The following is a 12,745-nucleotide window of genomic DNA, read 5'->3' as shown; positions in this document are numbered from 1 at the left end:
CTGAGTGAGCCGCAACCAGTCGGCGGTCAGTGCCTTGAGCACTTCCTGCCCCATCGGGCTGAGCACATAGTAGCGGCGCGGTCTCGAGCCATCGACATTCCACTCGCTCCGGAGCAGCCCCTGCTCCTCCAGCCGCCGGAGCAGCGGATACAGGGTCCCCTGCTCGATATCCAGGCCGCGGCGGGACAAGTCGTCGATCAGGGCGTAGCCGTATTTGGGCTCCTGCAGCTGGCTGAGAGCGGCCAACACCAGGCTGCCGCGCCGCAGTTCCTGGGACAGCTTCTCGTTGATCGAGGGCATCTCATCCGTCTTTATCATGTTTCGCAGTATACTGTATATAACACACTATTGTCAAGGCCCAATATTCGCATCTCGAAGGCCTGGGGGCCCCTCGCCCTCCAGGTGGGCCGAGGTCCTTCCTGACAGGCGGGGAATTGCGGGCGACTGGCTTCCCCCGCCCCCAGACGGCTTTCGCCCAACGGCGGAGAGCTCGGTCCTTGCCGCCCAGTGCGCACCCTGCCGGCAAACGCCGGCGGGGCTTGGGCACCGCCCAAACCCCGCCGCTACAGCTCGATTGCTCTTCCGGGTCGTTGGCTCGAGCGCCTCGACAACCGGAGCAAGCCACCAGACATCCGGTCAGGAAAAGCGACGGTCGAGCACCTCCAGCAATTCCGGCACCCAGCGGCTGAGCGGGGCGAAGGTGGCCTGGGTGGAGACGTCAGGCCCAAGCCCCACGCACAGCAAGTGCTCGCCCTTGAGCAGGACCACGACCTGCTGGCGTTTGGCTCCGGTGGCGCTCACCACCCGCAAGCGGCCGCCTTCGAGTTCGGTCAGGGACCGCTGGCCGATTTGGGCCAGGGCGGCGGTCATGGCGGCGATCGTGTCGACCGGGACGGGAGGCACCGTCGGCACGCACGACATCACCAGGCCGTTGCTATCGACCAAAGCCACCCAATGCGGTTGGGGGAGCTCGTTCGCCACCTGGCCCAACACCCGGAGCAGCTCCGATTGGCGAGTCACCATGCCTCATGCCCTCCCTGACCCCGGCTAAGCGTAGTGCCAGAGACGTCGCTTGGCAAGCGCGCCGCCACCATACGATACCCTGGCGGGAGCCCGATCTCCGGGCGAAGGACCGCGCCGGTGCCGGCCGCGACGTTGGCCGCGTCCGCCCTTCGAGATAGAATGTCGCTCAGGGTATCCGCCGCTGGCTGGCCGGCCTCGGGCGGAGGCTTGCCGAGCGGCCGCCCGGCAGTCACTCGCCCCGGATGCTCAGTACTTAATGTACGCGCCAGGTTTGGCCGCGAAAGGAGTCCCCGGCACCATGCTCCCTGTCCCATTCGACGCCGGATCGGCTGCTGACTCAGCCCAGCCAGGCCGTTCCCGCCTGGGGGAAACATGTTGACCTTCCGCGAAGATGCGCCGATCCTGGTCATCGGCTCTGCCGGGCTCGACATCATCGGCCGGGCAGGCGGCGATCTGGCCTACGGCACTTCGAATCCCGGCAGGCTGCGGTACTCGCTCGGAGGCGTCGCCCGGAATGTCGCCGAGAACCTTGCCCGCCTGGGCAGCGAAGTCGCCTTGATCACCGCCGTCGGGGACGACCTGCAGGGCCAGCAGCTGCTAGCGCAGGCGCGTGAAGTCGGGATCAACGTCGAAGCCTGCCTGACCGTTCCCGGCGAACACACCGGCGCCTACCTGGCGATCTTGGACGAGCGGGGCAACAAGCACCTGGCCCTCGATGACATGCGTGCCATCGACGCCATTACCCCCCAGCACATCCGCGGCTGCCGCAGGCTGTTCGCCGAGGCCACGGCCGTCTTCGTCGATGCCAATCTGCCCGGCAGCACACTGACCGCGGTTCTATCCGTTGCCGCCCGGACCAAGGTTCCGGTGATCGCCGATCCAGCCTCGGTCAGCCTGGCATCCCGCCTGCGCCCGCACCTCGATGCCCTGTACATGATCACCCCCAATGAAGCCGAAGCCTCGGCGCTCTGTCCCCATCCCGTGCCCCACGCCGATCGCGATCGGGCGCTGGACGCAGCCCGCGACCTGGTGAGCAGCGGCGTGGACGTGGCGGTGATCACGATGGCCGAATTCGGGGTGGCGTATGCCACGCCGCAGACCAGCGGCCACGTCCCGGCCGTCCAAACCGAGATCCTCGATCCGACCGGCGCCGGCGACGCGCTGACGGCGGCCGTGATCTTCGCCCTGCAGAATGCCATCCCCCTGGATGAAGCCGTGCGCCTGGGCGCCTCGGCTGCGGCACTGACCCTGCGCACCTCCGGCACCGTCGTCCCCGGGCTGTCGCTCGAGATGCTGTACGATGAATTGCGCTGAGCCGTCGGGCCGGCGTGCCGAACGATGACCGACATCCCCACCTGGCTGCAGGTGGCGCCGGAGGTGCTGGCCGCGCTGCGCAGCGGCCGGCCGGTGGTGGCCCTTGAGACGACCGTCATCACCCACGGCCTGCCCCGGCCGGTGAATCTCGAGCTCGCCCGCCGTCTGGAGCATGAGGTGCGAGCAGCCGGTGCCGTCCCGGCGACGGCCGCCGTCCTAGCTGGGCAGCCGCGCCTCGGGCTGAGCGCGGAGGATCTTGAGCACCTCGCCCTGAATGAGCAGGCCGTGAAGGTCAGCCGCCGGGACCTCGGCTCCGCCCGGGCGCTGGGCCTGACCGGTGGCACGACGGTCTCGGCCACGATGATCCTGGCCCACGCCGCCGGCGTGCAGGTGTTCGCCACCGGCGGGATCGGCGGCGTTCACCGCGGCGACATGGGGGACGTGTCAGCCGACTTGCCGGAGCTGGCCCGAACCCCTGTCGCCGTGGTGTGCTCGGGCGCCAAATCGATCCTCGACCTGCCGCGCACCTTGGAATGGCTGGAGACGGCCGGCGTCCCGGTGATCGGCTTCGCCACCCAGGATTTCCCCGCCTTCTTTGCGCGGGAGTCTGGGCTGCCTGTCAGTCTGCGAGTCGACGATGCACCTCAGGCCGCGGCCGTGCTACGCGCCCACTGGGGACTTGGGATGCAGTCGGGAGTGGTGATTGGCGTTCCTTGCCCAGAGGAAGCCGCCGTGTCCGAGATGGCCGTCGAGCTGGCGATCGAGGCAGCCCTGAGCCAGGCTGCCGATCAGCACGTCCAAGGCAAGGAGCTGACCCCGTTCTTGCTGGCGCGCCTGGCCGAAGCCACCGAGGGGGCTACGCTGCGTGCCAATCTGGCGCTGCTCAAGAACAACGCTCGGGTGGCGGGCCAGATTGCCCGGGCGCTCACCGTGCCGCCAGGCCCGTGACTGCCGGCCCTGCGTCCTGGCTCACGCACGCAAACGCAGCCGGACATCCAGCGCCAGCGCGCCCTGGCCCTCGGGAAACACGCGCAGCGGATTGACCTCCACCTCTTCCACCTCAGGCTGGTCCACCATCAGTTGACCGATGCGCAGGATGACCTCGACCGCTGCCTGGCGATCGGCGGGCGGCAGGTTGCGGAAGCCGGCCAGCCTGCGCCCGGCCCAGGTCGCCTGCATCAGGTCGTGGGCCTCGCCGCGGCTGAGCGGCGCCAGGGCGAATGACACGTCCTGCAGGCCCTCGACCTCGACCCCGCCGGAGCCGAACATTACCAGCGGCCCGAACTGAGAATCCCGCACTACGCCCACGATCACATCTTGTCCTTTGGGCGCCATCGGCTGGACCAGCACGCCCTCCAGCCGTGCTTCGGGGAAGGCAACCTGCGCCGCCAGCTGAATCGACCGAAAACCCAGCCTGACGGGCTCTCCGGGAATCAGGTCCAGCAGCACACCACCGGCGTCCGATTTGTGAACGATGTCGGGAGAAGCCACCTTCAGGGCGACGGATCCCGGCATCCGCCGGGAAGCCGCTTCGGCCTCTTCGGGGGTTGTGGCCAGCACGGTCTCAGGAACCGGGATCCCGTAGGCCTTGAGCAGCAACTCCGCCTGACGCCCGTCGAGGAAGCCGTCTCCGCCTGAGACCGGCGAGGCGAGCAGCCGACGCGCCGCCGCCAGGTCAATCCCGGCCGGCATTTCCGGCTCGGCCAACGGGGTCTCCAGCTGCTCGGCCCGACGCACCAGCACCCGCAGCGCCGAGGCTGCCCGTTCCGGGAAGCGGTACTCCGGCACGCGCGCCTGGCGGAACAGGCGGGCGGCATTGGCGATCATCTCTTCGCCCATCAGGCTGACCACGACCGGCTTCGACGCCGAGCGAATCAGCGGGAGAATGGCCCCGGCGATGCCGGCGGCAGTCGTCATCGGCGGCGGCGCCATGATCACCATCACGCTGTCGACACCCTCGTCCGCCAGCAGAGCGCCCAGCCCATTGGCGTATTCATACGGACCGGCCGCAGCCAGCATGTCGACCGGATTGCGCACGCTGGCAGCCTCCGGCAGGAAGCTGCGCAGCGCGGCTTGGGTGGCCTCAGAGAAGGTTGCCAGCTGCAGGCCGACGGCGTCCAAGGCGTCGGCCGCGATCGCCCCCGGTCCGCCGGCGTTGGTCAGGACCGCCGTTCGCGGTCCTTGGGGGAGACGGCACCAGGCCAAGGCCCGGGCCCAGTCGAATACCTCTTCCGTGCTCTCGCCGCGGATCACGCCGGCCTTGCGGAAGGCGGCGTCGTAGGCGACATCCCGCCCGGCGAGGGCGCCGGTATGCGAGGCGACGGCGGCCCGTCCCTGAGCCGAGCGCCCGACTTTGATCGCCAGCACCGGCTTGCGTCGCGTGGCAAGGCGGGCCTGCTCGACGAACCGCGCTCCATCTCGAACGCCCTCCAAGTACATGGCCACAACCTGCGTGTTCCGATCGTCCACGATCGTGGGCAGCAGCTCCGCCTCTGTCAGATCGAGCTGGTTTCCCAGGCTGACCAGGCGCGACAGCCCGAAGCCCTGGCCGCGGGCCCAGTCGATCACGGCCTCGCAGATGGCGCCCGAATGCGAGAGGAAGGCGATGTCCCCTTGGATCGGTCCGGGCAGCGGGAGGAAGGTCGTGTCGATCGGCAGGTGGGTGTCGAGGAAACCGATGCAGTTCGGCCCCAGCAGTCGGATGTCGTGGGCGCGAGCAATCTCCAGGCAGCGTTCTTCCAGCGCCATCCCTTCCGGCCCGGTCTCGCGGAATCCGCCCGAGCCGATGATGGCGAAGTGGATCCCGCGCCGCCCGCAGGCCTCCAGCGCCTCGGGCACGGCGGCCGCCGGAATGATGATCATGGCCAGGTCGACCGGGTCGGGAACGCTCTCTAGATCGGTGTGGATCGGAAGGTTGAACAGCCGGCCGCCATGCGGGTTGACGAAGTGGACCGCCCCGCCGTAGCCGGAAACGACCAGGTTGCGGGCCACGCCGTAGCCGAGTTTGGTTGGATTCTGCGAGGCGCCCACCACCGCTACCCCGCGCGGCGCCAGCATCTGCTCGATCACGCTGCACCTCCTGAGCTCTGCTACCGCAGGCAATCATAGCAGACCCGACGCTTGCACCCGACGCCGGAACCGCTGTGTTAGAATACCCGCCCGAGGAGTGCATCCGTGGCCAGGTCGTCGGGGATGGTAGAGGTCGAGATCGATAGCATTCGCGTCAGCTTGATGTCACAGCACCGGATTGTGATCCTCAAGGAGACCGGTGCCGAGCGATTCCTGCCGATCTGGGTCGGGCCCTATGAGGCTGAGGCCATCACGGTCAGCCTCCAGCAGATGGAGGTCGCCCGGCCTCTGACGCACGACCTGCTGCGAAATGTGCTGCAAACGCTCGGGGCCGAGGTCGTGCGCATCAACATCGTCGAGCTCAGGGACGACGTGTTCTACGCCCGGATCGTGGTGCGGGTGGATAGCCGCGAGCTGGAGATTGACTCGCGCCCGTCGGATGCCCTGGCCTTGGCGGTTCGGGTGCACGTCCCGGTGTACGTGGCTGAGAGCGTGATGCTCGAGGCCGGCACCGAGCCCGAGCAGGAACTGGCATCCGAGGGAGCCGAAGCACCTGGCGAGGGCGACGATCGGCTGGAAGTCTTCAAGGATTTCGTCGAGAAGCTGGATCTGGACGACATCGGGCCCGAAGACGAACCGGAGAGCTGATCGCGGCCGGCTCGTCGTTTCCCCCCGGCACCGCCTCCGTTCGATCCATCGGTTCCACCCAGCCTCCGTCAGGAGCCTGCAGGATGAGTGACTCGCCCTTCCCTGCCGATGCCGGCCCCGGCTCGTCCCCTGACGGCAGCCCTACCCAGTCCATCCCCCACAGCCGGGAGGCCGAAGAGGCGGTGCTGGGCGCGATCCTGGTCAACCCCGAAGCCTACTTCGACGTAGCTCATTTCCTCAGCCCCGACGATTTCTACCTGCACCGCAACCGCTGGGTGTGGGAGGCATTCACCAACCTGCATGACCAGCGCCTGCCGATCGACATCCTGACGGTCTCCGAGGAGATCGAGCGCCAGGGCCGGCTGGACGAGATCGGCAACGTCGCCTACCTGACCACGCTGATCAGCCACGTTCCGACTTCGCTGCACGCCGAGGCCTATGGGCGGATCGTCGAAGAGACTGCCACCCGGCGCCGGCTGCTGCAGGCGGCCAACCAGGTGGCCCGCCTGGCCTACCAGGCGGACACCGCGATCGGCGAAGTGATCAACGAGGCCGAGAAGGCCGTGTTCACCGTCAGCGAGCGGCGTTTGGCGCATGAGCTGCGCCCGATCAAGCAGGTCCTCAGTGAGTACTACGACCGGATCGACTATCTGGCCCGTCACCGCGACGAGACCGTTGGCGTGCCCACCGGTTTCATCGACCTCGACCGCTTGCTCGGCGGCATGCAGCCCAGCGACCTGCTGATCATCGCCGGCCGCCCCGGCCAGGGTAAGTCGGGCTTCTGCCTCTCAGCCGCCAAGAACGCGGCCCAGATCCACAAGAAGCACGTGGCGGTGTTCTCCTTGGAGATGTCGAATGAGCAGCTGGTGCAGCGGCTGCTGGCGCAGGAGACCGAGATCGATTCGCAGCGCCTGCGCCTCGGCGCCATCGACGACCAGGAATGGCCGCTGTTCACGCAGGCCGTCAGCGCCCTGAGCGACTCCCACATCTATCTGGACGACACGCCGGCCATCACCCCGCTGCAGCTGCGCACCAAGTGCCGCCGGCTGCACATGGAGGTCGGGCTGGACCTGGTCATCGTCGACTACCTGCAGCTGATGACCGGGGACTCGCGCATCGACAACCGCGTCCAGGAGGTCTCCTACATCTCGCGCAACCTCAAAGTGCTGGCGCGCGAGCTCAACGTGCCTGTCCTGGCTGCCGCCCAGCTCTCGCGCGCCGTCGAGCAGCGATCCGACAAGCGTCCCGTGCTTTCCGACCTGCGAGAGTCGGGCAGCCTCGAGCAGGACGCCGACGTGGTGCTGTTCATCTACCGGCCGGATCAGTATGAGAACGACACGCTGCGCCAGAACATCGCCGAGATCATGGTCGCCAAACACCGCAACGGCCCGGTCGGCAGCGTCGAACTCGTGTTCCGCAAGCACCTGGCCAAGTTCGAAAATGCCGAAACCCGAACCATCCATCTGGCCGAAGAGCGGGTCTGAGGCCGGGGCGTGGCAGGCCGGACGCCGAGCATGAGCGGCACCACCTTCCCGGGCTTCCCCGAGGGTCGCCTGCACCTGACGCCTGTGCCGGATGTCTTCTTCCGCGAATTGATGGCGGCGATCGACGATCTGGCAGAGTTCAAACTCAGCCTGTATGTGTTCTATGCCCTCTCCAAGAGGCAAGGCACGGTTCGCTTCCTCACCCGGGACCAGCTGGCCATCGACGACCGCCTGATGCAGGCGCTTGCCCCTGCCGGCGCCAACCCGGCTGCCGCCCTGGATGACGCCCTGGCCCGCGCCGTCGATCGCGGCACGCTGCTTCAGGCGACGGCCGGGGAAGGCGAAGCCGCGCTCACGCTATACTTCTTGAACAGCGAGCGCGGGCGGGCCGCCGCCGGTGGGCTGGCCAGCGGTGCTTGGAAACCGGCGCTCGAAGACCTGACGGCGCAGGTCGACCTGCCCGAGCGGCCGAACATCTACGGCCTGTACGAGCAGAACATCGGCCCGCTGACGCCGATGATCGCCGAGCACCTGCGCGACGCTGAGCAGACCTACCCGGCGCGCTGGATCGAAGATGCGATGCGGATCGCCGTCGCCAACAACGTGCGCAAGTGGTCGTATGTCCAGGCCATCCTGAAGGACTGGCAGACAAAGGGACGGGATGAGCGAGAAGATCTCCGAGACACTGAGGCGGCTCGCCGCAAGTACATCGAGGGTGACTACGCCGACTTCATCGACCACTGACCCGGCCGCCGCCGACGCCGGCGACCCGAACTGTCCCCACTGCCACGGCCTCGGCTACCTGCGGCGCGAGCGCCCGTTGGGCGACCCGGACTTCGGGCGCCTCGAGCCATGCACCTGCCGCCAGGCTGGCTTGCGCCGGCAGGTGCGCCAGCAGTTGTACAGCCTGAGCCGGCTGGATTGGCTCCAGCACATGACCTTCGAGTCCTTCCAGCCCCGCGGCCGGCCGAACCTGGCCGCCTACCACCAGGAGTCGTTGGAGCTCGCCTTCCTGGCGTGCCAGCATTACGCCCACACCCTGGACGGCTGGTTGCTGCTGCAGGGAGGCTACGGCTGCGGCAAGACCCATCTGGCAGCGGCCATCGCCAACGAGTGTGTCTCCCTCGGAGTTCCGACACTGTTCCTGACCGTGCCCGATCTGCTCGACTCGCTGCGAGCCACCTACGACACCGAAGACATAACCTTCGAAGCCCGCTTCGATCAGATCCGCAATGCCCAGCTGCTGGTGCTGGATGACCTGGGAACGCAGCACGCCACCGAGTGGGCACGCGAAAAGTTGTTCCAGATCCTCAACTACCGCTACATCAACCACCTGCCGGTGGTCCTGACGACCAACCTTCCATTGGACGAGATCGATGGGCGGCTCCGCTCGCGCCTGTCCGATCCCGAGCTGGTTGCGCATGTCCTGATCCAGGCGCCGGACTATCGCCGGCCGGTGGATGACCTCGGCCATCATGAACTGTCGACCCTGGCCGTGCACGGCCAGCAGACCTTCGGCACCTTCAGCCTGCGCGAGCAGGAGAAGCTCCCAGCCGACGACAGCCGCAACCTGCGCAAGGCCTTCGATCTCGCCCGCAAGTTCGCCGAAGACCCCTCCGGCTGGCTGGTGCTGACCGGGACCTACGGCTGCGGCAAGACCCATCTGGCGGCGGCTATCGCCAACTACCGGGCCAGTCAGGGTTTTGCGGTGATGTTCGTCCCCGTGCCCGACCTGCTCGACCACCTGCGGGCGACCTTCAGCCCATCCAGCCCGGTGTCGTACGACCGACGGTTCGACGAGATTCGCGAGTCCCCGCTCCTGGTCCTGGACGATCTCGGGACTCAGGCCTCGACCGCCTGGGCCCAGGAGAAGCTGTATCAGATCCTCAACCACCGCTACAACAAAGGCCTGCCATCGGTGATCACAACCGCCATGCGGCTGGACGAGATCGACGCCCGCATCCGCTCGCGCATGCTGGACAACCGCCTGTGCACCGTCTTCGCAATGACCTCACCTTCGTATGTCGAGGGTCGCCCCCGCCGGCCGCGCAAGCGCTGATCTGGTTCGGCTACCGCCCCAACCGCCGGCCGCATTGACCGGCTGCGCAACCGAGTGGTAAGATACGCTACTGTTGCCCCCATCGTCTAGAGGACCAGGACGCGGCCCTTTCAAGGCCTAAACCGGGGTTCGAATCCCCGTGGGGGCACACCGACGCCTGTCCAAGATCACCCCGCCGCCCGCTCGGGCGGCGCCTTGTTTCTGCGTAGCGCCTGCCAAGTCCCCCTCCCCATATCTAGATTCGGTATAGACAAAAACTAGACGGATGTGCTATCATCGGCCAGGACGGGTTGAGGAGCAAGCGAATGCCATCGACGGCCTATCTTCCGACCTACAACCTGAAGGCAGTCGTACACGAGACCGGGCTGAAGCCGGACACGCTGCGGGCCTGGGAGCGGCGCTACGGCCTGCCCCAGCCGAATCGCAGTGGCGGCGGACACCGCCTGTACTCTCAGCGCGATGTCGAGACCCTTAAATGGCTCGTCGCCCGCCAACAGGAGGGCATGAGCATCAGTCGGGCGGCCGACCTATGGCAACGCCACATCTCGAACGGCGAGGATCCCTTGTCGCTTCCGCTCTACCGTGCCTCCGACCCGGCCCGCCAGCCGGCCGTCAGCGGCGCGGCGCTCTCCGAACTGCGCCAGGCATGGGTGGCCGCCTGCATGGCGTATGACGAGCCGCGGGCGGAAGCCTCCCTTTCGCAAGCCTTCGCCCTGTATCCGGCCGAAAGCGTGCTGGTCGACATCCTTCAACGCGGCCTGTCAGAGATCGGCGATGCCTGGTACGCTGGCGGCAGCACGACTCAGCAGGAGCACTTCGCTTCCGAGCTCGCCGAACGCCGTCTGGAGGCGCTGCTGCTCAGCAACCCGCCGCCGACGCGCAAGGGCCGGATCCTGGTCATCTGTCCAGCCGGCGAGCAGCATACCTTCGCCCCCCTCCTGCTCACGCTGTTCCTGCGCCGCCGCGGCTGGCATGTCGCCTACCTGGGTGCCAACGTGCCGCTTGAGGACCTGGACCGTGCCCTGACCGGCAGCGGCGCCGATCTGGTGATCACGCCGGTGCAGACGCTTCCCGCAGCGGCCCGCCTGCCCGCGATCGACAATCTGCTGCAGACGCGAGGCATTCCGCTGGCGTACGGTGGGCGGATCGTCAGCCTGGTCCCCGACCTGCGCCAGGCCTTGCCCGGCCATTTCCTGGGCGATACCCTGTCCGAGGCTCCGGCCATGGTCGAGGCCTTGCTCAGCGGCAGTGCCCCTTCCCCCAGGCCCAAGAAGCCCTCCTCTCAATACCGCAGGGCGCAAGAAGAATTCGATTCGCACCTGGCGGGAATCCTTGCCGAGGTGGTCTCCGGTGGGGGCGGCAGGATCCCCCCCGAGATCCAGGCCGAAGTCAACGCCAACTTCAGCGCCGAGATCCATGCCGCCCTCGTGCTCGGGGACATGAATCTGCTCGGGAGCGATATCGCCTGGGTCGAGGGCCTGATCAACAACCGTGGCTTTGAGCCGGACCTGCTACGCCCGTACCTGCAGATCTACAGCCGGGCTGTCGCCCGGAAGATGGGCGAGAGCGGCCGACCCATTCTGGAATGGTTCAGTCGAACGGTCCGGGGATAGAGACGCCTCGGGCAGGTGGTGCCTGCAGTCCAAATGCTGTCTCGCGCTGGGGAGGCTGGCGGGCTGAGCGTCGGCCTTTTACGTCGTCTCGAGGCCGATAACCCAGCCTCTGGAGCGGAGCAGGCTGTAGTAGAAGGTAGGAGCCGATGCGCATCGTAGTTGCAGGTGGAACGGGATTGATCGGTCAGGCCTTGGCCGCCGACCTGGCGGATGCAGGCTGGGACGTGGTTGTGCTGACCCGCGACCCCGCCAAACCGGGTTCTCCCGGGAACGGCGTCCGGTGGGTAGGCTGGGATGGGCGAACCGTGGGCGCCTGGGCGCAGGAGATCAACGGCGCCCAGGCTGTCGTCAACCTTGCCGGGGTCAGCATCGCCGGCGACAGCCTGCCTTCGATCCTTTTCGGGCGCTGGACCCGTGACAAGAAGCAGGCAATCCGCGCCAGCCGGGTCGAGAGCGGACAAGCCTTGACCCAGGCCATCCGTCAGGCCAGTCAGCGCCCGGCCGTGTTCGTCCAGGCCTCGGGTGTGAATCTCTACGGCGAGAACCACGCCGGGCCGGTCGATGAGACCGTCCCCCCGGGTGGCGATTTCCTGGCCACGGTCTGCGTCGATTGGGAGGCTTCGTCGAAGGATGTCGATGGCTTGGGCATCCGGCGCGTGATCGTCCGCTCCGGCGTTGTCCTGAGCGCCGGCGGCGGCATCCTACCGATGATCGCCCTGCCCTTTCGATTGATGGTGGGTGGCCGGCTGGGAAGCGGGCAGCAGTGGGTGCCGTGGATCGACCTGCGGGATGAGGTGGCAGCCATCCGCTTCCTGATCGAGCGGCCCGACGCTACTGGGCCCTTCAACCTGGTCGCTCCCGAGACAGCCCGCAGCGATGCCTTCGGCCGCGCCGTCGGCGGCGCCCTTCACCGTCCCTTCTGGTTTCCCACCCCGGCCTTCCTGTTACGGCTGATGCTGGGTGAGAAGGCGATGCTGGTTCTCGACGGCTGCCAGATCGTCCCGCAGCGCCTTCAGAATCTGGGTTTCTCCTTCCGGTTTCCCACACCGGAACAATCGCTGGACGACCAGTACCGATGAGCTACCGCCACAGCTTCACCGTGCACGCCCCGCTGGCGCGGGTGCGCGCATTTCATGCCCGCCCCGAATCGTTGACCGCCATCACTCCCCCGCCGATCCGGATGCAGCTCCACGAAGCACCCCCAGCGTTGGACACCGGCGCCCACATGCAATTCCCCTTGTGGCTCGGCCCGCTGCCGGTGGTCGACCAGGCCTGGGCCCGCCAGCGAACCCTGGCCGCCTATTCTCGAGCACAAAGCACCCCAGGAACTTCTCGGAATCCTTCCACACGCAACCAGAGGCAGCCCCTTGGAACCACAGCAACCCGCCTTTGAAACGCTCCCGCTGGGGAGGAGCCCGCTTCAGGTGACGCCGATTGGCCTCGGCGCCTGGCAGTGGGGCGACCGGTGGTTCTGGTCATACGGCAAGACCCACCAGCGGCAGGATGTCCAGCAGGCATTTGCTGCGTCGCTGACG

Annotated in this window: 11 protein-coding genes and 1 tRNA gene; 9 read left to right on the top strand and 3 right to left on the bottom strand. The window is 67.4% G+C overall.

Features of this window, described 5'->3' with window-relative positions:
* Together MUO23_00210 and MUO23_00205 are read right to left on the bottom strand one after the other, a co-directional pair.
* The coding region (locus MUO23_00210; protein ID MCJ7511372.1) for a helix-turn-helix transcriptional regulator at window positions 1–318 on the bottom strand (318 nt) is incomplete at its 3' end.
* A 318-nt stretch (window positions 319–636) separates the two neighbouring features.
* On the bottom strand, window positions 637–1,023 hold the full coding sequence (locus tag MUO23_00205) for a roadblock/LC7 domain-containing protein (GenBank protein ID MCJ7511371.1): 387 nt from the start codon (window positions 1,021–1,023) through the stop codon (window positions 637–639).
* A 372-nt stretch (window positions 1,024–1,395) separates the two neighbouring features.
* Here MUO23_00205 and MUO23_00200 point away from each other — a divergent pair, with 372 nt between their 5' ends.
* A complete protein-coding gene (locus MUO23_00200) occupies window positions 1,396–2,337 on the top strand; it encodes a carbohydrate kinase family protein (protein MCJ7511370.1) in 942 nt (313 codons plus the stop codon).
* 24 nt (window positions 2,338–2,361) lie between these two features.
* Window positions 2,362–3,285 (top strand): pseudouridine-5'-phosphate glycosidase, encoded by a 924-nt coding sequence (locus tag MUO23_00195; GenBank protein MCJ7511369.1) that lies wholly within the window; start codon window positions 2,362–2,364, stop codon window positions 3,283–3,285.
* Between the two features lie 21 nt (window positions 3,286–3,306).
* Here the strand turns inward: MUO23_00195 and MUO23_00190 are convergent, their stop codons facing one another.
* On the bottom strand, window positions 3,307–5,406 hold the full coding sequence (locus MUO23_00190; protein MCJ7511368.1) for an acetate--CoA ligase family protein: 2,100 nt from the start codon (window positions 5,404–5,406) through the stop codon (window positions 3,307–3,309).
* Between the two features lie 105 nt (window positions 5,407–5,511).
* Between MUO23_00190 and MUO23_00185 the strand changes: the two genes are divergently transcribed.
* From MUO23_00185 to MUO23_00155, 7 genes are all read left to right on the top strand, one after another.
* Entirely contained in the window at window positions 5,512–6,054 is a 543-nt protein-coding gene (locus MUO23_00185; GenBank protein MCJ7511367.1) for a bifunctional nuclease family protein, read from the top strand.
* Between the two features lie 83 nt (window positions 6,055–6,137).
* The gene (dnaB, locus tag MUO23_00180; GenBank protein MCJ7511366.1) at window positions 6,138–7,538 is read left to right on the top strand and encodes a replicative DNA helicase; all 1,401 of its coding nucleotides are present in this window, start codon (window positions 6,138–6,140) and stop codon (window positions 7,536–7,538) included.
* 30 nt (window positions 7,539–7,568) lie between these two features.
* Window positions 7,569–8,282 carry a DnaD domain protein gene (locus tag MUO23_00175; protein MCJ7511365.1) on the top strand — a complete coding sequence of 238 codons (714 nt, stop codon included), beginning with the start codon at window positions 7,569–7,571 and terminating at the stop codon, window positions 8,280–8,282.
* On the top strand, window positions 8,254–9,597 hold the full coding sequence (locus MUO23_00170) for an ATP-binding protein (GenBank protein MCJ7511364.1): 1,344 nt from the start codon (window positions 8,254–8,256) through the stop codon (window positions 9,595–9,597). Before MUO23_00175 ends, MUO23_00170 begins: the two co-directional genes overlap by 29 nt.
* 75 nt (window positions 9,598–9,672) lie before the next feature.
* Window positions 9,673–9,745, top strand: a tRNA-Glu gene (locus MUO23_00165).
* 157 nt (window positions 9,746–9,902) lie between these two features.
* Window positions 9,903–11,210, top strand: a complete 1,308-nt coding sequence (locus MUO23_00160) for a MerR family transcriptional regulator (protein ID MCJ7511363.1) — start codon at window positions 9,903–9,905, stop codon at window positions 11,208–11,210.
* A 146-nt stretch (window positions 11,211–11,356) separates the two neighbouring features.
* The gene (locus MUO23_00155; protein ID MCJ7511362.1) at window positions 11,357–12,289 is read left to right on the top strand and encodes a TIGR01777 family oxidoreductase; all 933 of its coding nucleotides are present in this window, start codon (window positions 11,357–11,359) and stop codon (window positions 12,287–12,289) included.
* Window positions 12,290–12,745: the final 456 nt, after the last annotated feature.

Source organism: Anaerolineales bacterium, assembly GCA_022866145.1.
Lineage (GTDB): Bacteria > Chloroflexota > Anaerolineae > Anaerolineales > E44-bin32 > PFL42.
This window is presented reverse-complemented; position numbering and strand designations above follow the sequence as displayed.

Bases quoted from the DNA above. Each gene is read 5' to 3' on its own strand.
- MUO23_00205 (MCJ7511371.1), bottom strand. From the start codon at position 1,023: ATGGTGACTCGCCAATCGGAGCTGCTCCGGGTGTTGGGCCAGGTGGCG.
- MUO23_00200 (MCJ7511370.1), top strand. From the start codon at position 1,396: ATGTTGACCTTCCGCGAAGATGCGCCGATCCTGGTCATCGGCTCTGCC.
- MUO23_00195 (MCJ7511369.1), top strand. From the start codon at position 2,362: ATGACCGACATCCCCACCTGGCTGCAGGTGGCGCCGGAGGTGCTGGCC.
- dnaB (MCJ7511366.1), top strand. From the start codon at position 6,138: ATGAGTGACTCGCCCTTCCCTGCCGATGCCGGCCCCGGCTCGTCCCCT.
- MUO23_00175 (MCJ7511365.1), top strand. From the start codon at position 7,569: ATGAGCGGCACCACCTTCCCGGGCTTCCCCGAGGGTCGCCTGCACCTG.
- MUO23_00160 (MCJ7511363.1), top strand. From the start codon at position 9,903: ATGCCATCGACGGCCTATCTTCCGACCTACAACCTGAAGGCAGTCGTA.
- MUO23_00155 (MCJ7511362.1), top strand. From the start codon at position 11,357: ATGCGCATCGTAGTTGCAGGTGGAACGGGATTGATCGGTCAGGCCTTG.